Source organism: Hymenobacter lapidiphilus (genome assembly GCF_003417065.2).
Classification (GTDB): domain Bacteria; phylum Bacteroidota; class Bacteroidia; order Cytophagales; family Hymenobacteraceae; genus Hymenobacter.
This window is the reverse complement of sequence record NZ_QVLT01000049.1, coordinates 1-22,301: the sequence shown is the minus strand read 5'-3', so window position 1 is coordinate 22,301 and position 22,301 is coordinate 1. Positions and strand designations below refer to the sequence as shown.

At 64.0% G+C, this 22,301-nt stretch carries 21 protein-coding genes and 1 tRNA gene; 14 read left to right on the top strand and 8 right to left on the bottom strand.

Annotation, left to right across the window (positions count from 1 at the left end; all coding sequences use genetic code 11):
• Positions 1–285 precede the first annotated feature (285 nt).
• A complete protein-coding gene (ruvC, locus tag D0N36_RS18450; protein ID WP_116943293.1) occupies positions 286–924 on the bottom strand; it encodes a crossover junction endodeoxyribonuclease RuvC in 639 nt (212 codons plus the stop codon).
• A gap of 185 nt (positions 925–1,109) precedes the next feature.
• Here ruvC and D0N36_RS18445 point away from each other — a divergent pair, with 185 nt between their 5' ends.
• From D0N36_RS18445 to D0N36_RS18420, 6 genes are all read left to right on the top strand, one after another.
• Positions 1,110–2,219, top strand: coding sequence for a lysylphosphatidylglycerol synthase transmembrane domain-containing protein (locus tag D0N36_RS18445; protein ID WP_190242755.1), 1,110 nt, complete (start codon positions 1,110–1,112; stop codon positions 2,217–2,219).
• Positions 2,216–3,397, top strand: coding sequence for a glycosyltransferase (locus D0N36_RS18440; RefSeq protein ID WP_116943291.1), 1,182 nt, complete (start codon positions 2,216–2,218; stop codon positions 3,395–3,397). The genes D0N36_RS18445 and D0N36_RS18440 overlap by 4 nt, the downstream gene beginning before the upstream one ends.
• A 130-nt stretch (positions 3,398–3,527) precedes the next feature.
• On the top strand, positions 3,528–4,034 hold the full coding sequence (locus D0N36_RS18435; RefSeq protein WP_242478995.1) for a cytochrome c: 507 nt from the start codon (positions 3,528–3,530) through the stop codon (positions 4,032–4,034).
• 101 nt (positions 4,035–4,135) lie between these two features.
• Positions 4,136–4,393 (top strand): MarR family transcriptional regulator, encoded by a 258-nt coding sequence (locus tag D0N36_RS18430; protein ID WP_088463397.1) that lies wholly within the window; start codon positions 4,136–4,138, stop codon positions 4,391–4,393.
• Positions 4,393–5,568 (top strand): ABC transporter permease, encoded by a 1,176-nt coding sequence (locus D0N36_RS18425; RefSeq protein WP_116943290.1) that lies wholly within the window; start codon positions 4,393–4,395, stop codon positions 5,566–5,568. The genes D0N36_RS18430 and D0N36_RS18425 overlap by 1 nt, the downstream gene beginning before the upstream one ends.
• A 143-nt stretch (positions 5,569–5,711) precedes the next feature.
• Entirely contained in the window at positions 5,712–6,947 is a 1,236-nt protein-coding gene (locus D0N36_RS18420) for a PP2C family protein-serine/threonine phosphatase (RefSeq protein ID WP_116943289.1), read from the top strand.
• A 128-nt stretch (positions 6,948–7,075) separates the two neighbouring features.
• Here the strand turns inward: D0N36_RS18420 and D0N36_RS18415 are convergent, their stop codons facing one another.
• Genes D0N36_RS18415 through D0N36_RS18400 form a run of 4 tightly spaced genes read right to left on the bottom strand, consistent with a single transcriptional unit; the run spans position 7,076 to position 10,169 of the window.
• Entirely contained in the window at positions 7,076–7,639 is a 564-nt protein-coding gene (locus tag D0N36_RS18415) for an SMI1/KNR4 family protein (protein ID WP_116943288.1), read from the bottom strand.
• 27 nt (positions 7,640–7,666) lie between these two features.
• Positions 7,667–8,893, bottom strand: a complete 1,227-nt coding sequence (locus tag D0N36_RS18410; RefSeq protein WP_116943287.1) for an O-antigen ligase family protein — start codon at positions 8,891–8,893, stop codon at positions 7,667–7,669.
• Positions 8,893–9,168 carry a hypothetical protein gene (locus D0N36_RS18405; RefSeq protein ID WP_147320977.1) on the bottom strand — a complete coding sequence of 92 codons (276 nt, stop codon included), beginning with the start codon at positions 9,166–9,168 and terminating at the stop codon, positions 8,893–8,895. The genes D0N36_RS18410 and D0N36_RS18405 overlap by 1 nt, the downstream gene beginning before the upstream one ends.
• Positions 9,165–10,169 (bottom strand): GumC domain-containing protein, encoded by a 1,005-nt coding sequence (locus D0N36_RS18400; RefSeq protein WP_200793389.1) that lies wholly within the window; start codon positions 10,167–10,169, stop codon positions 9,165–9,167. Before D0N36_RS18400 ends, D0N36_RS18405 begins: the two co-directional genes overlap by 4 nt.
• A 332-nt stretch (positions 10,170–10,501) precedes the next feature.
• Here D0N36_RS18400 and D0N36_RS18395 point away from each other — a divergent pair, with 332 nt between their 5' ends.
• The 8 genes from D0N36_RS18395 (at position 10,502) to D0N36_RS18360 (ending at position 18,697) form a co-directional block, all read left to right on the top strand.
• Entirely contained in the window at positions 10,502–11,872 is a 1,371-nt protein-coding gene (locus D0N36_RS18395; RefSeq protein WP_147320976.1) for an oligosaccharide flippase family protein, read from the top strand.
• 88 nt (positions 11,873–11,960) lie between these two features.
• On the top strand, positions 11,961–12,881 hold the full coding sequence (locus D0N36_RS18390; protein ID WP_116943283.1) for an FkbM family methyltransferase: 921 nt from the start codon (positions 11,961–11,963) through the stop codon (positions 12,879–12,881).
• A gap of 79 nt (positions 12,882–12,960) precedes the next feature.
• Positions 12,961–14,097, top strand: a complete 1,137-nt coding sequence (locus D0N36_RS18385) for a glycosyltransferase family 4 protein (RefSeq protein WP_116943282.1) — start codon at positions 12,961–12,963, stop codon at positions 14,095–14,097.
• Between the two features lie 231 nt (positions 14,098–14,328).
• Complete coding sequence (locus tag D0N36_RS18380; RefSeq protein ID WP_317191503.1) at positions 14,329–14,970, top strand: polysaccharide deacetylase family protein; 642 nt, start codon at positions 14,329–14,331, stop codon at positions 14,968–14,970.
• Between the two features lie 135 nt (positions 14,971–15,105).
• The gene (locus D0N36_RS18375; protein WP_116943280.1) at positions 15,106–16,200 is read left to right on the top strand and encodes a glycosyltransferase; all 1,095 of its coding nucleotides are present in this window, start codon (positions 15,106–15,108) and stop codon (positions 16,198–16,200) included.
• A gap of 175 nt (positions 16,201–16,375) precedes the next feature.
• Complete coding sequence (locus tag D0N36_RS18370) at positions 16,376–17,155, top strand: TatD family hydrolase (protein ID WP_116943279.1); 780 nt, start codon at positions 16,376–16,378, stop codon at positions 17,153–17,155.
• 133 nt (positions 17,156–17,288) lie between these two features.
• Positions 17,289–18,317 (top strand): asparaginase, encoded by a 1,029-nt coding sequence (locus tag D0N36_RS18365; RefSeq protein WP_242478994.1) that lies wholly within the window; start codon positions 17,289–17,291, stop codon positions 18,315–18,317.
• 293 nt (positions 18,318–18,610) lie between these two features.
• A tRNA-Ser gene (locus tag D0N36_RS18360) sits at positions 18,611–18,697 on the top strand.
• A gap of 65 nt (positions 18,698–18,762) precedes the next feature.
• Here the strand turns inward: D0N36_RS18360 and D0N36_RS18355 are convergent.
• From D0N36_RS18355 to D0N36_RS18345, 3 genes are all read right to left on the bottom strand, one after another.
• Entirely contained in the window at positions 18,763–20,442 is a 1,680-nt protein-coding gene (locus D0N36_RS18355) for a T9SS type A sorting domain-containing protein (protein WP_116943277.1), read from the bottom strand.
• 256 nt (positions 20,443–20,698) lie between these two features.
• Positions 20,699–21,127, bottom strand: coding sequence for a hypothetical protein (locus D0N36_RS18350; RefSeq protein ID WP_116943276.1), 429 nt, complete (start codon positions 21,125–21,127; stop codon positions 20,699–20,701).
• Between the two features lie 347 nt (positions 21,128–21,474).
• Positions 21,475–22,077, bottom strand: coding sequence for a hypothetical protein (locus D0N36_RS18345; protein WP_116943275.1), 603 nt, complete (start codon positions 22,075–22,077; stop codon positions 21,475–21,477).
• Positions 22,078–22,301 lie beyond the last annotated feature (224 nt).

Below are 22,301 nucleotides of genomic sequence, written 5' to 3'. Positions count from 1 at the left end.
GGCCCGAGGGCGGGGGCGGAGTCCCGGTGGGGCGGGTAAAACGAATCAAATCATCGAGAACACAGTACATTGCAACGGTCTGTTCGCGCATGGTCGGCAGGGCTTGAAGGGGTCGAATACTTCAAACTTAGTCTGTTCACGCCGAACAGACTTTTTTTGGCCTTATTTATACCTCGCAACTTGGGTTAGCTACAATCTGCATAGTTATCTAATGACGCTGCAGCAGCGACACATAAAACTTCATTGAGGCTACTGTTCCATTCACATTGTATTCTAAAATATGTCTTATGCCGCCGGCTTCTTCCTAGCAGCCGCCACCTTTTTGCCAGCTACCGGGGCGGCGAGTTTGGCGGGGTTGTCGGCGAGGAACTTGCCCCAGCTTTTGCCGCCGGCCTTCACGTTGTTGCCCTTCTGGTAATGGTGACACAGGGCCACGCCCAGCGCATCGGTGGCGTCGAGGAACTTGCTGGCTTCGGCAATGGGGGGCAGCGTGAGGGTCTGGCGCAGCATGTGGGCCACCTGCTCCTTGGTGGCGCTGCCCGAGCCTGTTACGGCCTGTTTTACCTTGGTGGGCGCGTACTCGACGTACGGAATCTGGCGCGAGAGGCAGGCGGCAATGGCCATGCCTTGGGCCCGGCCTAGTTTGAGCATACTCTGCACATTGACGCCGAAAAACGGGGCTTCGATGGCCAGCTCGTCGGGCAGGTACTCGTCAATCAGCTCCAGCATCCGCTCGAAAATGCGCTTTAGCTTGAGGGCGTGGTTGGTGCCCAGCTTCTGCATATCGATAACGTCGTAGCAGAGCACCGTTACCTTCTGGCCCCGCACCTCAATCACGGCGTAGCCCATAATGGACGTGCCGGGGTCGACGCCCATTATCACCTTGGGCAGCAGTTCGGAAGCGGAAGCGAGGGGAAGAATCATGGTTTTGTTAAGCTTGCAGCCTATAGCTATAGGCTGCAAGCTTTAAGGTTGGTAGCCTTTTTGGGGTATTGGGACTGAGCAAAGGGAAAAGAGTCGATGCTCTGAAGAAGCTACACCAAGCTTACAGCTTGAAGCTTGCGGCTTTGATAAGCTAACTTGCCGAAATTACGCAACCCGCCGTTATTTTGCCCCCTTCACCACCCCAAAGCTACGCCCAAACCCCCGAACCCCGCGTGCCGGCCCGGCCGGCGCTGGCCCGGTGGGGAGGCTGGGTGGTGGCGGCTAAGCTGGGCATTACGCTGCTTACGTTGGGTTTGCTCTGGCACTCGCTGGTCGATAATGAGGCCACGGCCGCCGCGTGGCGGGGGCTGCTGGCGCGCAGCCTCGGGGGGCAGGGGCGCGGGCCGGTGCTGCTGGCGCTGCTGCTGGTTCCGCTCAACTGGGGCCTGGAAGCCTGGAAGTGGTGGCGGCTGGCCCGGCACCTGGAGCCCGTTTCGTTCCGACGTAGCTTCCGGGCGGTGCTGGTGGGCCTCACGCTGGGCTTCGTCACGCCCAACCGGGTGGGCGACTACGCCGGCCGCATCATGGAGCTCAAAAGCCGCCGCCTCGATGCGCTGGGCGCCGTTTTTCTGGGGCGCTACTGCCAGCTGGTGGCCACGGTGATGGCCGGCACGCTGGGGCTGCTGTATTTTGGGTTGCGCTTCTATCTGAACGGTTACCCGGCCGCGCAAATCGGGCTGGTGGTGCTCACGCTGGTCATCAATCTGGCGGTGCTGTTGCCGCTCTACCACTCCGAGCTGCTGGTGGCCGCCGTGCAGGCCATAAAACCGCTGCGCCGTTTTGCCCGCTACCTGGCCGTAATGCCCACCTACCCGGCCCGGTTGCTGACCGATGTGCTGCTGATTTCGGGCCTACGCTACCTGGTGTTCGGGGCGCAGTTCGGGCTGCTGCTGCTGGCCTACGGGGTGCAGACGGCCGTGGGCCCGGCGGCGGCGGCCGTGGCGGGCACCTTCCTGCTCAAGTCGTTGGTGCCCTCGCTCAATGCGCTGGCCGACGTGGGCGTGCGCGAGCTGTCGGCCACGCATCTGTTCGGGCTGCTGGGCCAGCCGGCGCTGCCGGTGCTCAGCGCCAGCCTGAGTTTGTGGGTGCTCAATATTGCCGTGCCCAGCGCCGTGGGGCTGATTTTCGTGCTCCGCCTGAAAGTGCTACGCAAGCGCCAAGCCGCCACAGCTACTAGGGCCGCACCAATTTCGGTAGCAGCTCCAGCCACTGCCGAAGTCACCCCCACCGCATGAGCAGCGCCTGGGGCCTATTGCTGCTGGCATTTCCGGCGCTGTACGCGGGGCAGATGCTGCGCCTGCGCCGTGCCTGGCAGCATCTGCCGGTGCCGGAGCTTCCTGCGCTGCCCGCTGCCTCCGATACTCTTGCCGCGCCCGAATCAGCCGCCACGCCGCGCTTCTCCGTGCTCGTGGCCGCCCGTAACGAAGCCGCTAACCTGCCGCAGTTGCTCGCCGACTTAGCCCGTCAGCGCCTGCCGGGTGGTCAGTTCGAAGTTGTCGTTGCCGACGACCACTCAACCGACGAAACGACGGCGCTGCTAACGGCGGCGGCCGATACGGCCGCCTACCACCTGCGGGTAGTGCGGCTGGCTGAAACGCCGGAAGCAGGAGTGGGCAAGAAAGCGGCTCTGCAGGCGGCCCTGCAGCACGCCCGCGCCCCCTGGGTGGTGTGCACCGACGCCGACTGCCGCGTCGGCCCCGACTGGCTGCGGGCCTACGCCGCCCTGCTCGATGAGGCCGGACCAGATGTGCATTTTGTGAGCGGGCCGGTGCTGCTGACGGGCCCGGCCACGCTGCTACAGGGCCTGTCGGGACTGGAGTTTGCGGGGCTGGTGGGCACGGGCGCGGCGGGCATTGCGGCCGGCACGCCCACCATGTGCAACGGCGCCAATCTGGCCTACCGCCGCACTGCGTTTGAATCCGTGGCCGGCTACGCGGGCAACGCCCACCTGCCCAGCGGCGACGATGAGTTCCTGCTCCACAAGCTCCACGCGGCCTTTCCGGGCAGCATCCGCTTCCTGAAGCACCCGGCGGCGCTGGTGCGCACGGCCGGGCCACCTACGCTGGCGGCCCTGCTGCGGCAGCGGGTGCGCTGGGCCAGCAAGTGGCGGCACTACCGGCACCCGCCCTCGCAACGGCTGGCGGTGCTGGTGCTGCTGGCCAATCTGGCCCCGATGGCCGGATTAGTGGCCTCCGTGTGGCAACCCGCGCTGCTGCCCTGGGCCGCGGCCGGCCTGGGCCTCAAGCTGGCCGCCGACTGCTGGTTTCTGGCCCCGGTGCTCCAGTTTCTGGGCCGCCGCCGCTGGCTGGGCTACGCGCCGCTGCTGCAGCTGGCCTACGCGCCCTACGCCCTGCTGGTGGGCCTGGCCGGCTTGCGCGGCGGCTACGAATGGAAGGGCCGGCGGGCAGGGTAGGGGCGAGGTTACGGCAGGGCAGCATCATGACAAAAAGAGTCGTGCCATCACGCCATTTATATGCGCTGCAGGCTTGTTATTGCGGCGTTTGGGTGCGTACTTTCTGTTGTGTTCCAATCTATCTGTCGAGATGAATAAGAACCTGCCGGAAATCGTACTGCCTGCCAGCATGGCGGTGGTGGCTTTGCTGATTTGCGGGGTACTACTGGCCACAACGGGCGTGCTAAACGAACACGCGGGCGCTGCGCTGGCGGCCCCGGAGCCAGTTCCGGGTTGCGGATTGACTTCCCCGACAACGCGTAACGCTTCTCAGCTGTCGGGGGCGGAAGCTATCAACTTTGTATCCGGCGACGCCCTGTTCAAAGCTAATTGCGCCCAGTGCCATGCCCTGAACGACGTCGTGGTAGGTCCGGCTCTGGCTGGTATCACCAAACGCCGGCCTATGTCATGGCTTATTCCTTGGATAAAGAACTCCAGTAAGCTGATAGCCAGCGGGGACGAGCAGGCCGTGAAAATCTACGAGCAGTACCAGAAGCAGCAGATGCCGAGCTTCAACCTGTCGGATATAGAAATTACTCAGATTCTATACTATATAGAGACTGTGGAAGCTCAGGAGGTTACCGTAGCAGGCAACTGAACGAGACCTCCTTTTAACCGCCGCGCACCCTGCTGCGAAACTCTGTAGGAAACCCCCTCCGAACATCTACCTTTGCCTCCTCACAATCCGCCCTCCCTGCCGTGACCGACGCCGAATTTGATGTTCTCGACGAGCTGTACTTCGTCACGCCCTTCGCCGAGCTGCTGAAAAAAACCGGCCTGCCGCGCCCCGAGCTCGTGGAAACCCTGCGCCGCCTGATGGACGTGGGCTACGTGCGCAGCTTCTGGCCCGACCCCGACACCGAGCTGGCCTACGAGGAAAGCTCGTTCGGGGCCCTAGTAGGCGACTGCCAGTTTCTGGCCTCCAAAGAAGGCCTGCTGCAACACAACACCCGCTGATGCCCGCTCCCGTCGCTGCCGTGGCCGCGCCGCCTCCCGCCCGCTCGCCGGGCTACTACGTGCGCCAACGCCTGCTGCGCAACCTGCCGGCCATGCTCGGGCTGGGCTTTATCGTGCTCTGTACGCTGGTGGCGCTGCTGGGCTACTGGGTGCTGCCCGATAACTCGCCCTCGGCCAACAACGGCCTGGTGCAGCTGCAGAAGGAAGCCCCCGGCTTCCGGGCCACCCTGCTGCGCCTGCCCCGGCCCGACGCGGTGCGCGACGCGGCCGACAACCCGCTGCTAACCTGGTGGCAGGGCCGCGCGCCGCGCTTCCGCGAGGTGCCCATTGCCGGCTACCGCATCGTGGGCGACTCGCTCATCACCCAGCCCTACCAAAACCACTCGGCCCTGGCCGACCAGCGCCAGGCCTACGCCCTGAGCGCCGTGGCCGGCCGTAGTGGCCCGGCCGCCGAGCTGGCCCCGCTGGCCCGCCGCAACATTATCGAGCGAACCTACTGGCTGGGCACCGACAAGGCCGGCCGCGACGAGCTGAGCCGGCTGCTGCTGGGCACGCGTATCAGCCTGGGAATCGGGCTGGTGGCCGTTATTATTTCGGTGTTGCTGGGCATGCTGGTGGGGGCCGTGGCCGGCTACGTGGGCGGCTGGCTCGACTCGCTGCTGCTGGGCCTGATGACGGTGGTGTGGAGCATTCCGGGCATTATGCTGGTCATTGCCATTTCGCTGGCCCTCGATAGCAAAGGCGTCTGGACCTCGTTTGTGGCCGTGGGCCTCACCATGTGGGTGGATGTGGCCCGCGTGGTGCGGGGGCAGATGCTGAGTTTGCGTTCGGCCACGTTCGTGGAGGCCGGCCGGGTGCTGGGCCTGCCCCAGCGCCGCCTGATTGCCCACCACCTGCTTCCCAATATGACCGGCCCGCTGATTGTGCTGGCCACGAGTAACTTCGCGGCGGCCATTCTGCTCGAAGCCGGCCTGAGTTTCTTAGGTTTGGGCGTGCAGCCGCCGGCCCCATCGTGGGGCCTGATGGTAAACGAGGGTTTCCAGCTGCTGGGCACCCGCGCCGGCCTGTGGCTGACGCTGCTGCCCGGCCTGGCCATCAGCCTGCTGGTGCTCAGCTTCAACCTGCTCGGCAACGGCCTACGCGACGCCTACGACCCCAAAACGCCGCTGATGTAGTAGAAAGCAGGCGTGGTGGTCCAATTGGGAGTCGACACGTGTGCCGCCAGGACTGCCCGAATTTCAAATGGCTATTTTGCCCCCCAACCACCAGGCGTACCCGCTTGCCCATCCTTTCGCAACCTCCCTGTTTTCCCTTTGCTATGCCCAATACTACCCCTGAAAAGAAGTTGTTCCTGAAAGAGCGGGAGTTGGGGGCGTTGCTGGAAATCACCCAGGCCATCAACCAGGACCATACCGAGGCCGCCCTTTACCGGATTTTCCAGTTCACGCTGCTCGGCCAACTCAACATCCGCCGGCTGGTGCTGTACGTGCTCGAGGACGGCCACTGGCAGTGCATGACCTATTTCGGTACCGGGCAGGTCGATTTCCGGCAGGTAGAATTGCCGCACCTGATTACCGACGCCTGTAACAATGCCTCGTGCCGACTGGACGAAATTACGGGGCTGGAGCCGGTGTGGGCCAACCTCGAAGTGGTGATTCCGGTGGGCAGCAACGGGCAGGTGCTGGCCTACGTGTTCATCGGCAACGCCCACGAAGACTACGCCGGCGAAGAGGCCCTGAAGTTTCTGCAGACGCTGAGCAATATTCTGGTTGGGGCCATTGAAAACCGTCGGCTGGCCCGGCAGCGGGTGGCCTCGGCGGCCATGCGCAAGGAGATTGAAATTGCCCGCGAGGTGCAGACCATGCTTTTCCCGCAGCGGCTGCCCAACGATGCCCACGTAGCCGTGCACGCCAGCTACGTGCCCCACACGGCCGTGGGCGGCGACTACTACGACGTGGTGGAGCTAGGCGACAACCGGGTGCTGCTGTGCGTGGCCGACGTGTCGGGCAAGGGCGTGGCGGCCTCGCTGCTGATGTCCAACTTCCAGGCCGGGCTGCGCACGCTGCTGCGCCAGCAGGTCGATCTGGCCACCGTGGTGCACGAGCTCAACCACCTCATCTTCCGCAACGCGGGCGGCGACAAGTTCATCACGGTGTTTTTTGGCCTCTACGACCGCGCTACCCGCGAGCTGCACTACGTAAACGCCGGCCACAACGACCCGCTGCTGCTACTCGACGACGGCAGCGCCAGCCAGCCCCTGAAGGAAGGCACCATCATGCTCGGCGTAATGGAAGAGCTGCCCATGCTGAACGTGGGCCATCTGGTGGTGCCGCCCCACAGCCTGCTGCTGGCCTACACCGATGGCCTGACCGAAGTGTTCGACGCTGAGCAGAACGAGTTTGGCGAAGACGGCGTGCTGCGCGTGCTGCGCCACAACCGCTACGCCCCGCTGGCCACCATGCACGCCGAACTGCTGCGCGAAATCACCGCCTTCGACCAGGCCGGCACCGGCTTCGCCGACGACGTTACCATCCTAAGCTGCCGGTTTAAGTAATTATTGGGTGATGGGCTGAGGATGTAAGTAAGGCGCATCGTGGTATCTGATTACTGAATGATGCCGAAAAAGCGGGACCCTAAAAACGCATAGGTTTTTAGGGTCCCGCTTTTTCGTTCGCAAAGCCATTACAACTTCATATATCTAATCGGGTAGTCGATTCCCTGGCCCGCTAAATATTCGTCAGTAAGCGCTTTTTCCTCCTCTTCGCTTATTCCATTTCCTTCCAGCTTTTCAAGCTCTATTAGCTCGTGCAATAAATATTGGCTGAAGTTATGGAAGACTTTGGCTTTGATTAACGGATCGTGTGAGAGGAGAAATATTTCTCCGGAATTCTTATCGAAACATAACGGGTCGTTGGCCGGACTTAGCGCAAAGGCAACCAAGTCTTTAAGCTCATGAAATTCAAACGAACAGCAAGGAAAAGAATCGTCAGTGACTGAAAATACCTGGATCTGATTGATTTTCTGCAGGCCATACATAAAATCGCTACTGTCTGTGCCTCCAAAGTGCAGGTAGTATTCCTTTATGTCAGTGGGAAGTGTAACGCCCAGCGCTGCTTCTCGCTGTCGAATACTTTCCGATGAAATACCCACCGGCTCAATAGCATAACTGTTGAGAAACTGTGCTACTTTCTCAACCCAGTTGTCCTGCCCGATGTTCGTTATTGGTAACCTGAATTCATTAGGCATATTTTCAATGATTAGTGACTAATAAAATTAAGTCTTGCTTAATTGTTCCAGCTTATCAGACTCCAACCAGGCTACCGACTTTTCCTCCCGCAGCCACGTTCCAAGCCGCACGAGCATGGCCAGGTTGATGAAGAAGAACGAGCCTATTTTGTCTACTTCTACCAGCTCGTTGAGCAGCAGGTGGAACACGATGATGACGAAGCTCAGGCCGCAGGCCAACAGCACGGCGCGGTACTCGGAGCCGGGCGTGGTGCGGTGGTAAAGGGTTTCGATGGTGATGAGTGCCGCCCCGACCAGCGTGATGAACAGTAGCATGCCGGGGAAGCCCTGCTCGGCCAGCAGCAGCAGAAAGTAATTGTGGGTGGTTGATTTTTCGGGGTTGTCGCTCACGTAGGTACGGAAGCTGCGCACCGTGTAGCGCTTGTATTCGGGGTAAAACGTGTTGGGGCCGCTGCCCACCAGAGGCTTGTCGGCGGCCATGCGGGCGGCGGCCACCCAGCGGTACACCCGCTCCATACCCGACACATCTTCGAGCTTGTAGGTGGCCTCTAGGTGCTTGCCGAAGTTCTCGCCGTTGAACACGGTTTTCTCGAAATCGGGGGCGTAGAGCATGTAGTTGTTCTGGCTCATGAAATAGCCGGCCCCAGCCAGCGCCGCTACCAGCGCGCCCACCAGCAGCAGGCGCGTCTGGCGCAGCCGCATCACCACGTAAAACAGCCCCGCCACCGGCAGGCTCAGCACTGAGGCCCGGGTGTAAGAGAGTACCAGCCCCACCAGCATCAGGCCAAGGGCTACCCGCCAGGCCAGCCGCGCCGCGCCCCCGGCCCGGCGGGCCCCGTACAGCGCGAAGGGCAGCAGCAGCGCCAGCACCGTGGCGTAGGTAACGTGGTTGCGGTAAAAGTCGTGCACGGCCCACTGCGTCTCATCGAAGGCGAAACCCCGGCTGCCGTGCTTGGCCAAAATCACCAGGACCGTAACGATGGCACCGGCCGTGTACAGGCCTGCCACCCGCCAGATATGGGCGGGCCGGCGCAGCAGCAGCAAAGTGCCCAGCACAAAAGGTGTTAAGTACCAGCCCTTGGCCAGCAAGTACTTAACCGACTTGGTGCTATCGACCGAAAAGAAGGCCGATACAAACGCCCATAACAGCGTGAGCAGCAGCAGCAGCAGCAGCGGGTGGCGCCACTCGTGGGCCGGCAGCCGGTGCCGGCCCATAAGCAGGCTGGCCCCCACGCAGCCGCTGAGAACGAGCATCAGGGGTTCGGACGGGACATCGAGGCTGAGGCTGCGCCCAGCGCCACCTCGCGCGAGAAGGGCAGCGTCAGAAATAACAGGAAGTACAGCAGCCGCCACTCGATAAGCAGCAGCAGCAGCCCCAGGCCTGCCACAACCGGCAGCAGCGGCAGGGGCGAGGAGAGCAGCAGCGCGGCCGCCCCGCCGGCCAGCAGGAGGCCCATAATGCCCACGAATACCCGTTGGGCCGGGTCCTGGGGCAGCCACTGCGCCAAGCGCGGCGGCAATGGCATCATAGGCCCTCGCCGACAGCCAGCCGGCGTTGGGTGCGCTGAAACAGCTCTAGCAGCGTAATGACGACGATGGATGCGGCCAGCGTGAGCACCATCGAGCCCAACACAATCAGCCAGCGGATGGGCTGGCTTTTACGGGTGGCGGGGTAGGCCTTTTGCACCAGGTAGAGCGAAGAAATCTTGGCCCGCAGCGTCAGGTCGGCGGTTTCGTACTGGCTCTGGGCGTTCACTAGGCGCTCCTGCAGGTTGGTGAGGCGGGCCGTGAACAGGTTCAGCGAGTCGGCCCCCTGCACGTAACGGTCCAGGTTGATGAGGTTCTGGCCATCGGGGGCCGTCAGGGCGCTCAGGGCCCGCCGCAGGCCGGCGGCCCGGTTGCTGTTGCCGCTGCCCTCGGCTTCGCGCAGGCCACTTTCCAGCTCCACTACCTCGCGGGCCATGTAGCGGCCCTGCTGTTCGAGGCCATAGATGCCATAGCGGCGGCGTGCCTGCACCACCTGGCGGCGGGTGCGCTCAAACTCGGTATTCAGAAAATCGTAGCGGGTTTTGTATAGCCCCAGCACGCCGCGGCGGTTTTCAAGCGTAAGCTGCTGGTTTATTGAGTCAATTACTTCTACCAGCCGGTTGGCCAGGTTGGCGGCCAGCAGCTTGTCAGTGTCCTGGAACGTCAGCTCAATGGCGTCGCGCTCGTTATGCACAATGCGCAGGTTCGCGCTAAACTCCTTGAGCACGGCATTCTCGGCCACATCGTTGCCGGGGCTGCCCACCTTGTAGTGTTTGTACAGGTTGAATTCGCGGATGAGCAACTCGGCCACCGGCTGCGACTGGCCAATGGTGATAACGCGGTCGAGGTCTTCACTGCGGCCGCCCAACTCCAGCTTGCCGCCCTCCACCAGCCGGTCGGGGTCGGTAGTCTGGGGGTCGGTAGGGAAAAACACGGCCGTCGACTTATAGATATTGGGCAGCAGCAGGGCCACGCCGGCGCTGATCAGGCCCGCTAGGCCCACTGCAATAAGTACCAGGTTTCTCCACCGACGAATAATAGGCCATAGCCCAAGCAAGGAATAGGGTGCTGACATAGGAACAGGGCGGCAGCTGCGGCGTTGAATGGAAGAAGGAGGAAAAGCAGCTGTTGGCAAAGGTAAGGGGAAAATGCACTTCCCGGCCGCCACAAAACTACCCCGGCCCCTACCTTGACGGGCCGGCTTTTTGCGTAGTTTTGCGCCGGCCCGCCCGCTGAGGCAGCCCGGCCGGGTAGTTTGTCCGCGCTTGCTAGCCCGCTGCTCACATCAAACGGTTCCTCGGAAATATCAGCCTGGTCGTTCTGCTCAACGTGCTTGTGAAGCCCGGCTGGGTGCTGCTCGAAAACCTGGTGCAGGATCGGGTAGGCCACGCTGCTTTCGGCCTGTTCACGGCCCTTTCATCGCTCACGCTGGTGCTGGCCACGTTTTCCGACCTGGGCCTGACGCACTACAGCGTGAAACGCCTAGCCGGCGAGCCGGACTTCTTCGCCGATACCTTCCCGACCCTGCTGCCGTTGCGGGCCAGCCTGACCGGCCTGGTGCTGGTGGGCATGGTGGGCCTGGGCTGGCTGGTGGGCTACCGGGGCCGCGAGCTGGGGCTGCTGGCCGTTATCGGGGGCAGCCTGGCCCTCACGCAGTACGGGCTGTTTCTGCGCGGCACGCTGCAGGCCCGGCAGCATTTCAATACCGATGCCCTGCTCTCGGTGCTCGAAAAAGTATTGCTGGTGGGCCTGGTGCTGGCGCTGCTGCCGCTGGGCCTCACGCTGGAGCGCTACGTGGGCGTGCGGGCCATTGCCGTAGTACTCACTACGGTGGTATTCTACGGGCTGATGCGGCGCTTTATGGGCCGCGTGCGCAGCCGCTGGCAGTGGCCCCGGGTGCGCACCCTGCTGCGCGAGGCGGCCCCGTTTGCCGTTATCACGCTGCTGTATGGCGTGAACGAGCGGGTAGACATGGTGATGCTGGAGCGGCTGGCCTCGCCCACCGAAGCGGGCTACTATGCCGGCGCCTACCGCTGGGCCGATGCCCTGATGATGTACATCTGGACGGTGCTGCCGCTGTTTTTTGCCCGCTTTGCCGCCGCCCAGTACCAGCCCGCCGAGCAGCAGCAGCTGCTTTGGTTCGGGCAGCGGGTGGTTACGGTGCCCATGCTGTTTGTGTGCGCCTTCGTGCTGTTTCGGGGTGAGGTGCTGTTCTGGCAGTTCCAGAACAGCTCGGCCGCCGAAATAGCCCGCATGAGCTGGTGCCTGAAAATCTTGTTCCTCAATGTGCTGGTTCACTCGTTTTTTGCCCTCTACGCCTCGCTGCTCAACAGCACGCGCTTCGTGGGCGCAGTCAGCAAGCTGGTGGGGGCGAGCGTGGTGCTGAACGTGGGCCTGAACCTGCTGCTGCTGCCGCGCTTCGGGGCTGTGGCCGCCGCCTGGAACACGCTGGCCTGCGCCGTGTTCGTGTCGGTTTGCTACCTGTGGCTGACGCACCGGCGGGCGGAAGTGGCCGTGCCCTGGCTGCTGCTGGGGCGGCTGCTGGCCGTGCTGGCCGCGCTGTGCGCCGGCTGGTACGGGCTGCAGCAGCTGGGCCTGAGCTGGTGGCTCGAAACGGCGGTGGCCGGCCTGCTGTTTGGGGGGCTGGTGCTGGGCCTGGGGCTGCTGCACCCGCGCGAGCTGCGCCAGCTGCGGGCCGGCAAATAAGCGCCGCCGTACGGCGCCTTCATCCAAACCGCCGATATTTGCCCGGCGCGCCCCCGTTGCGCGCCGTTCTGTTCACTTCTACCGCCTCATGTCATCCTTTCTTCGCCAGCTGGCGCACGTCGAAAAGCTAGCGGCCAGTTCCCGCTGGCACCGCCTGCTGCACGCGCCGGGCCGCTATATCTACGCCATTGGCTTCCGCACGCTGGTGTACGCCCGCACCCGGCGGGGTGTGTTCCGGCAGGTGAATACCTTTTTTGGCGTGCCCATGCAGGTGGTACTGCCGGCCGGCACCGACCTGTACCTGACCGGCGGCAAAACCCACGACTCGGAAATCCGGCTGGCCCGCCTGCTGCTGGAAACCCTGCGCCCCGGCGACAATTTCGTGGACGTGGGCGCGCATTTCGGCTATTTCGCGCTGCTGGCCGCCCAGCTGGTGGGGCCTACCGGGCGGGTGCGGGCCTACGAGGCCTCGGCCAGTACCTACGCCGTGCTGGCCGCCAACGTGGCCGCGCTGCCCCAGGTGCAGGCCTGCCACCAGGCCGTCTCCGACCGGCCCGAAACCGTGTCGTTCTACGAGTTTCCGGTGCTCTTCAACGAGTTCAACTCGATGGATGTGAGCCAGTTCGAGGGCGAGAAGTGGTTCCGGCAGTTTCCGCCGGTGCAGACCCGGGTGGCGGCCGTGAACCTGAGCGAGGTGCTGCACGAAACCGGCCTGCAGCCGCGCATCATTAAAATAGATGTGGAAGGGGCCGAGGACAAGGTAATTGCCGGCGCCCAGAAGGCGCTGACAGAGCTGGCCCTGGCCGGGCAGGCGCCGCTGGTAGTGATGGAGTACCTGAGCCCAGACCGCCACAACGCCAGCCACCGCCGCGCCGCCACGCTGCTGGCCGAGTGCGGCTACGCGGCCCACACGCTCAGCGCCGCCGGCCGCCCCCTGCCCTGCGCCGACCTTGACGCCTACCTGGCCCAAAGCGGCCAGGACTCCGATAATTTCGTGTTTGTGTTTTAGGACTTAGGGACTTAGGTGTCAGGGCTTAGAAAGCTTGTCACCTCCCTACTACCTAAGCCTCTAAGCCCCGATACCTAAAATGCATATTGCCGTCAACGTCCGCTTTTTGCTGCCCGGCGACAAGCTGGAGGGAATTGGGCGTTTCACGCTCGAAACCCTGCGCGAGCTGGTGCGGCAGCAGCCGGAGCACACGTTTCACTTTCTGTTCGACAGGGCGTTTGACGAGCGGTACCTGCTGGGGCCCAACGTGGTGCCGCACGTGCTGGGGCCGCCGGCCCGGCATCCGCTGCTGTGGCTGGCCTGGTTCGAGGGGGCGGTAGCGCGCTGGCTGGCCCGCCACCGCCCGGCCGTGTTCCTCAGCCCTGATGGTTTCACCACGCTGCGCACCCGCGTGCCCCGCGTTACGGTGCTGCACGATTTAGCCTTCGAGCACTTCCCGCAGGATGTCGATTGGCTGGTGCGGGCCTACTACCGCACTTTTACGCCCCGTTTCGCCCGGGCTTCGGCGCGGTTGGTGGCAGTGTCGGAAGCCACGAAGCAGGATGTAGTGGCCCGCTACGGCATCGCGCCCGAAAAAATAAGCGTGGTATACAACGCCGTCGATGCCCGGTTCACGCCCCAGTCCGAGCCGGTGCAGCGCGCCACGCGCGAGCGGTACGCGGCCGGCCACCCGTACTACCTGTTCGTGGGGGCGTTGCAGCCGCGTAAGAACCTGCAGCACCTGCTGCGGGCCTTCGAAGCGTTTAAAACCGCCACTGGCTCGGCGGCCCGGCTGCTGGTGGTGGGTCGCACGGCCTGGAAAGCGGGCCCCATTTTCGAGGTGTACCAGGGGCTGCGGCACCGCGCCGCCGTGCACCTGACGGGCCGCGTAACCGATGAGGAGCTGGTGCAGCTGTATGCCGCCGCCCGCGCCACCTGCTACGTGCCCTACTTCGAGGGTTTCGGCATTCCCGTAATCGAGGCCCAGGCCTGCGGCTCGCCCGTCATTACCTCCAATTGCAGCTCGCTACCCGAAGTAGCCGGCTCCGGCGGCGCCTGCCTGGTCGACCCGTTTTCAGTCGAGTCCATCACCGCCGGATTAGTGCGGGTAGAGGAATCGGCCGACTACCGCCAGCAGCTGATAGCGGCCGGTTTCCGCAACGGTACACGCTTTTCGTGGGCCGAAAGCGCCCGGCGGCTGTGGCAGGAAATTGAACGGGCGGCGGATTTGGGTTAGGGGGAACGGGGTGATGAGGTAATAGGACCTGTCATGCTGAGCGAAGCGGAGCGCAGTCGAAGCATCTCTACCGCTTCGTCGCCAGACCAACTATTAACGACAGGGTTACTGTTGCGGTAGAGATGCTTCGACTGCGGCTGCGCACCCTGGCTCAATTCGCCACATGCTCAGCATGACGTTCGTAGTTTTGCCCCATCACTCTATCACCCCATCACCCCAACCAAAACCAACTTGCACTTACACCGAATGCCGGGGCTGGTGCGGCGGCTGTTTCCGGAGTGTATCTGGGAAATGCCCGCCACCGACCCGCCCACGCTCTACCTGACCTTCGACGACGGTCCCATTCCGGACGAAACGCCCTTCGTGCTGGAGCAGCTGGCGCGCTACGATGCGCGGGCCACGTTTTTCTGCGTGGGCGAAAACCTGGCGCGCCACCCCGAGGTGGCCCAACAGGTGCTGGCCGCCGGCCACCGCCTGGGCAACCACACCCACCGCCACCTCAGCGGCTGGCGCCACCCGCGCCCCGAGTATCTGGCCGACGTGACCCACTGCCAGCACCTGCTCGACGCCCTGCAACCCGACGTCGTCCCCGAAGGCCGGCCGCTGCTGCGCCCGCCCTACGGCCGCATCACCCGCCCGCTGGCGCAAGCCCTGCACCCCGCGTACCAGCTCATCATGTGGGACCTGCTCACCTGCGACTACGACCCCGACTACGCCCCCGAAGCCTGCCTGCGGGCAAGCATTCGCCTCACCCGCCCCGGCAGCATCGTCGTGTTCCACGACAGCCAAAAAGCCGCCCGCAACCTGCGCTACGTGCTGCCCCGCTACCTCGATTATTGCGCCGAGGCTGGGTATCAGTTTGGGGTGCTGTGAGAACGGGTAGGGGCGGCTGTCCCCGCCCGCCGTTCGCGCCGCTGCAACGGTAATCGTTCACCGGCGGGCGGGGACAAGCCCCGCCCCTACACACCGGCAAAACCCCTCCGCAACCTTAATTAACCCCTAACCAACATGCTGTTCTCCCTGTACTTTATCGGCTGGTTTGCGCTGCTGGCGGTTTCGGCCTGGGTGCTGGGGCGGCGGCTGGCGGTGGCGCCGGTGTTGGGGGCAGCTCGGCCGCGGGTGAGCATTCTCATTGCGGCCCGGGATGAGGAAGCAGCCATTGCGTGCTGCCTGGAGGCTATTCGCAACCTCGACTACCCGCCGGAGCTGGTGGAGGTGCTGCTGGGCAACGACGGCTCGACCGACGCTACAGCCGCCGTGGCCGAGGCGGCCATGCAAGGCTACGCGGGTACGTTTCGGGTGCTCGATATCCGGGAGAACCTAGGCTTGGCGCGGGGCAAGGCCAACGTGCTGGCCCAGCTGGCGCGGGTTGCTACTTCGGATTACTTCTTCATTACCGACGCCGATATTGCCGTGCCGGCCAGCTGGCTGCGCGGGCTGCTGGCCTGGACCGGGCCGGGCGTGGGCATCGTCACGGGCCTGACGCTGGTAACGGGCCCGCGGCTGTTCCACCGCTTGCAGGGCCTCGACTGGCTGCTGTCGTTGGGGCTGGTGCAGGTGGTGACGGACTTGGGCCAGCCCGTAACGGCCATGGGCAACAACATGCTCATCAGCCGCGAAGCCTACGAGGCGACTGGCGGCTACGAGGCGCTGCCGTTTTCGGTCATCGAAGATTTCGAGCTGTTCAAGGCGGTGCGGGCGCGGGGCTTCGGCTACCGCAACCTGTTCCGGCCCGAAGTGCTGGCCGAGTCGCTGCCGATATACACCTGGCGGGGGCTGCTGCACCAGCGGCGGCGCTGGATGCTGGGCGTGGAGCAGCTGCCGGGGTGGCTGCAGGCGTGTCTGGCGCTGTACGGGTCGTTTTATCTGGTACTGGCGGCCCTGGCCGTGGTGGCGGGCCCCGGCACGGCGCTGGCGGTTTGGGCGGCTAAAGCGGCCATGCAGGGCGTGTTGGCCACCGTGTGCTTCCGGCGCGTGGGCCGCCGCCCGCCGCTGGAGCTGCTGCCGCTGTTCGAGTTCTACACGCTGGCCCTGACGGTGAGTCTGGTGCTGTTTCGGCTGCTGCCGTTGCGCTTCGAGTGGAAGGGGAGGAGCTACCGCTAGGTTGTGAGGTGCTGTCAGCACGACGTAGGGGCGGCTGCCCCCGCCCGCCGGTGAACGATTACCGTTGCAGCGGCGCGAACGGCGGGCGGGGACAAGCCCCGCCCCTACGTCGTTTCCACGTTCCCGTTCTGTCAGCACCGTATCTTTGCCCCTTCCTCATCCTGTTACCCCCAACATGACCTTTTCCGACTCCCACGCCCACGTGTATTCCCCCCAACTGCAGCCCGACCAGGAGGAGCTGCTGCAACGGGCGTACGAGGGCGGCGTGGAAACCATCTTCATGCCCAACATCGACCACGAAAGCATTGATGCCATGCTGGAAGTGGAGGCCAAACACCCGACGCAGTGCTTCGCCATGATGGGCCTTCACCCCTGCCACGTGACGCGCAACCTAGCGCGCGAGCTGTACGAGGTGGAGGAATGGCTCGGTCGCCGGCCCTTCGCGGCGGTGGGGGAGTGCGGCATCGATTTGTACTGGGATAAAACGCTGCTGGCCGAGCAGCAGGAGGCGCTGCGGGTGCAGGTGGCGCTGGCCAAAAAGCATCAGCTGCCCATCGTGCTGCACACCCGCGAGGCCTTCCGCGAAACCGCCGACATTATTGCCGACGCCCAGGACGGTACGCTGCGGGGCGTGTTCCACTGCTTTTCAGGCACGCCGGCCGAGGCCGAGGAAGTCATCAAACTGGGCTTCAAGCTGGGCATTGGCGGTGTGGTCACCTTCAAGAACGGTGGGCTGGGCAAGGTGCTGCCCGGCGTGGGGCTGGATCACCTACTGCTCGAAACCGACTGCCCCTACCTGGCCCCCGTGCCCCACCGCGGCAAGCGCAACGAGCCCGCCTACGTGCCCCTGGTCGCCCGCCGCGTGGCCGAGCTGCTGGGTGTGTCGGTGGAAGCAGTAGCCGAAGCTACGACCCGCAACACGCTGGCGCTGTTTGGAGAAACCAGAACGGCGTAGGGGTGGGGCTTGTCCCCGCCCGCCGTTCGCGCCGCTGCAACGGTAATCGTTCAACGCCGCCGTAGGGGCGGGGACAAGCCCCGCCCCTACGGCGGCGTATCTTTACCTCCTCACCCTATCCCTCCTCATCCCCTTGGAAACCTCCATCCTCGTGATTTATACAGGCGGTACGGCCGGCATGGCGTACAACAAGCGCGGCGAGCTGGTGCCGATGAACTTTGAGCAGATTCGGCGCAAGATGCCCGAGCTGCGCCAGCTCAACATGGCGGTGGAAGTTGTTAACCTGGGCGAGCCGATTGATTCGAGCAATGTAATGCCTGCCGACTGGCTGCGCATGGCCGCCCTCATTGCCGAAAAATACGACCAGTACGACGGCTTTGTGGTGCTGCACGGCACCGATACCATGGCCTATTCGGCGGCGGCGCTGAGCTTCCTGCTCGAAAATCTGGGCAAAACGGTGGTCTTTACCGGGGCTCAGGTACCCGTGGGCGGCATTCGGACTGATGCGCGTCGCAACCTGGTAACGGCGCTGGAAATGGCCGCCGCCCGCCACCCCGTGGGCAACACGGTACGCGTGCCCGAGGTGTGCCTGTTTTTCAACGACCTGCTGATTCGGGGCAACCGGGCCAAGAAGGTGGAAAGCCAGCAGTACGACGCCTTCCGCAGCGAAAACTACCCGCCTTTGGCCCGCGCCGGCATCGAGCTGGCCTTCCACGACAAGCAGATCCGGCTGCTACCGGCCAGTAAGCTGCACGTTCATCAGCGCTTCGATGAGCGGGTGGCCCTCATCCGGCTGTTTCCGGGCCTGAGCGAGCGGGTGCTGCGGGCCCAGCTGGAGCTGGATGACCTGCGCGGCTGCGTGCTCGAAACCTACGGCTCGGGCAACGCGCCCACCGCGCCCTGGTTCCTCAACTGCCTGCGCGAGGCCTCCGACCGGGGCGTAGTGCTCCTCAACGTGAGCCAGTGCGAGGAGGGCCGGGTGCTGCAGGGCCGCTACGAAACCAGCGCTTACCTCTCCGACCTCGGCATTGTGGGCGGCGATGATATCACGGTGGAGGCCGCCATAACCAAGCTCATGTTCGTGCTCGGCCTGGCCCTGGAATCAACCCAGTCCCGCCGCCTGATGGCCCAGGACCTGCGGGGCGAAATAACGCTGCTGTAGCGCCACCAGAACGGGCACGCCCGAATGACGGGCGGGGCTTCGCTTCGCTGTCCTTCGATAAAACGATGTCACCAGAACGCTGTAGGGGCGGGGCTTGTCCCCGCCCGCCGTTCGCGCCGCTGCAACGATTCTGTTCAACGGTGCATACGGCGGGCGGGGACAAGCCCCGCCCCTACGGCGTGCTTATAGCGCCTGATATTCCGTTCCGGCGGCACTGCTGGCCAGCTAAAGCGGTTGGCGCTTGCGTTTCCGGAAAATCGGGTGTTATTTTGCGCCACCAAACCGCATCACCCAGAGGGGTGTCCGAGTGGTTGAAGGAGCACGCCTGGAAAGTGTGTATGGGTGCAAGCTCATCGTGGGTTCGAATCCCATCCCCTCTACAAAAAGCCTCGTTTCTGATTCAGAAGCGGGGCTTTTGCGTTTTCGGGGTGTCTCTTTTGGCTCCTTATTCCACCACCAAGCGGCCGGCGTAGGCGCGGTTTTGCGCATCAACAGCCCGCACCACATAGAGGCCGGGCGTGAGGCCATGCACCGAAAATGAGGCATCGGGGGCCAGGGGGGCGGTGCGCACCAGTCGGCCCAGCTGGTCGAATACGCTTATGGGGCGGCCGGCGGGCAGGCCCAGCAGGCGCACGCGGCCCGTGGCGGGGTTGGGGGCTAGGCCCAGGGCCAGCGGGCGGGCGGCGCTGGTGCTGAGCACGGCGCTGCCTAACAGGGCCATGAACGTGCCGTTGGGGGCCGGCGTGGTGAGCACCTGCTGGCCGAAGGTGGCCGGCGCACTATACGACCCAACCAGGTTCAGGGAGTTGTTGAAGCCCAGGCCCAGGTAGGAGCCGTAGTCGGGGCCGGGGCCGCCGGCCTGCTGGGCCCAGCGGGGCTGGCCGGTGGGCGAGTAGGCTGCTACCAGCACATCGCTCTGGCCTGTGCTGGTCAGGCGCTGAGTGCCAATTGTCAGGGTTTGCTCGAACGACCCGGTTACGTAGGGCGCGCCGGCCGCATCCACGGCCACCGACCGCAGCTGGTCGTTGCCGGGGCTGTTCACCATTTGGGCCCACTGCACTTCGCCGCTCAGGTCGTACTTGAGCAGGTAGCCATCGGAGCCGCCGTTGTTGGGCAGCGTGAACAGGCCGGCCCGCACCGAGCCCAGCGAATATCCCACCACGTAGAGGTTGCCGGCTGCATCGGTGGCACCCTGGGCCACCTCGTCGCGTTGGGGGCTGCCTAGCTGCCGGGCCCACTCCAGCCGGCCATTGGCTGCGTAGGCCAGCACGCCCGCATCGAGGTTGCCGGCGCCGGTAAGCCTGGCCCCACCCGGCAGCAGCAAGGGGCTTTCAAAATTAGACAGCAGGTACACGCGCCCGCCCGCAGAAGCGGCCATCAGCGGCCCCGTGAGCGTGCTATAAATGTTGCCGCCCGTGTACGCGAAAGGGGCCGTCAGCGACTCCAGGGCACCCGTTTCGGCGTTGAAGCGGGCCAGGTAGGCAGTGAAATTATCGGTGCTGAAGGGGGTAGCCAGCGTAGTGCCGCCGAGCGTGATGCTCCAGGCAAAAACCCCCGCCACAGACACCTGGCCGTTGGCTTCTACCGCAATGCCGGAGCCCCAGGCACCATTGTCGTTCGTGTTGTGCCGGGCCCACTGGGGCGTGCCCTGGGGCGAGTAGCGGATGCAAAACGCGTTGAACGCGGGAACTCTAAGCCCTTGCACTACCAGGCCGCCGCCCAGCGTGAGGGTACCACTGAACTGGCCGGTAATGTACACGTTGCCGGCCGCATCCAGGGCCACTGCATTAACTTCCCCTCTTTCCGTGGAGCCTAGCTGCCGTACCCAGAGCACGTTGCCTTCCGCTGTGTATTTGGCCACGTAGCCGTCGGAGCTACCCTTCGCCACGAGCGGGTTGCCCCCCACACTGGTAGTGCCGGTAAAGGAGCCCACTGCATAGAAGGTGCCATCGGCCTGAGTGGCGCTGATGTGGGCGCCGGCTTGGGTAAGCAGGTTGGGGCCGGCGCTTATGGCCCGCACGTTGGTCCAGGAGGGCGTGGGTTGGGCAGAGGTGGCGGTGGCGGCGGCCAGCAGCAGGCTGGTGAGGGGGGCGGTCAGGCGGCGCGCGAGGGTAGGAGTGTTCACGATAAGGTAGAAATAAAGGATGAAAGCGGCGAAAGATACACCCGGCTTCCCTATTCTGGCGGCGGCGTAAGCGGCGGCTAAGTGGCGGAGCTTACCAGATAAGCTGCTGACTATAAACCGATTTCGTAACAACTACAAAAAACCGCGCCTCCATCCGGAGACGCGGTTTTTGCTTTCACATCTTCCCCTAAACCTTTAAACCCTAAAGCTTCTGCTGGCGCGTGCCCGCTACCGCAGGGGCCGGCTGCCGTTGGGATTAAACGACCCAATTGGGGTTATGAATCACGCCTTCCAGGTGGCCAACTAGTTTGGAGCGGCAGGGGTTGCCAACCCAGACGAAAGCAATGGTGCACTCCTTGCCCTGTGGGCCTTGTGCGATGGGTGCCAGCGAGTCAAAAACGTTTCCCGCATTGGCTTTTAAAAGCCTATCGTATTCTTTCTGGACTTTCTTTAATCCATCCGGGCCGCCCTCTAGCTTGAAGGGGCGCGCCGGGATATTGGTTAGCTCGCGTGTGGTGTCTTCCTTGGTCAGCCGGATTGTCAGGCCGTCGTCGGGGGAGGCGAAGAGGGCCTCCGAGTCGCTGGGCTGCTGCGGCTGCCCGAGTAGGCGGGTGTAGAACTGCACCAGCTTCTCCCACTGCTCGGCTGGGACGATGGTTTCGATGGCATTGGAATCGTCGGTCATAACTAATGGGGGTAAGTAAATGATAAGACAATATATATAATTACTATAATAATAACTAGTTAATTTGGAGCTTCCGAGAGCTACCCCAAGTTGCGAAGGGCGCTGTAGGGGCGGGGCTTAGCTGCGCTGTCCTTCGGTTGTCCCCGCCCGCCGTTGAACGGAGTAGTTGCAACCGGTGGCGGGCGTGTCGTTCCCACGTCACCGTTCTCACATCACCGTTCAACGGCGGGCGGGGACAAGCCCCGCCCCTACATCGTTGCCACGTTGCCGTTGCCGCGTTGCCGTTTCCACGTTGCCGTTGTCACGTTGCCGTTGTCACGTTGCCGTTGCCACGTTGCCGGCCCTGCTTAGTAGCCCACATCGAAGCGGCCTTCCGTTGCGCTGACTTGCTGGCCGGTGGCGGCCCGGCCAACGAATTCGAATGTGCCTGACACTACGCGGGCTACGGTGTCGAAGCGGGTGATGGTGAGCTGGCCGGGGGCGGAGGGGCCGGTGTAGTAGACGGTGTGGGTGGTGCTGTTGCTGGGGTCGGTGTATATATCAAAGGAAGCGTGAGCGGGGTAGGGGCCGCCGGAACCGGGCGTGAAGGACTGGTTGAGAGCAATGGAGCCGACGCCGCGCAGGTTGGGCACATACAGGTCGACATCTGATATGGCGTTGGGATAGGAGGCATCGGCCCGGCGCACGAGCGAGAGCGAGAAGCGGTAGCCGGGGGTGTTATCGGTGCGGCGGTCGACGCTGATGTATAGTTTTTTGGGGCCGAAAAGGACCTGAGCAGGCTTCCAGACCGTGCCATCTATCCGGCAGCCTCCCTCGTTGAGGCCCTGCTGGGTGGCGGGCGGCAGCTGCTCTTTAGGGGGCGAGTCGTCGGAGTTGAACAGGCAGCCGGGCAGGGCCAGCAGCAGGCTGCCCGCGAGCAGCAGGCGGACGGAAGGAGGGTAGGAGCGCATAGGGAAAGGGAGTAAAGCCAGGAGCGGCCGGGAGCGGCAACCACCGCCCCGGCCAAGATGAACTATAGCGGGCAAATGGGCCCCGCTAGCCCGCATACAGCCCGTCGTCGGTTTCGCGGAGCAGGCTCAGGGCGACCAGCGTGGCCAGCAGCGGCTGGAGCTTGGCGGCGGGGGTGCGGCGGAAGCGGGCCGCGACCTGGGCGGCGCTCAGGGGCTGGCCGGCC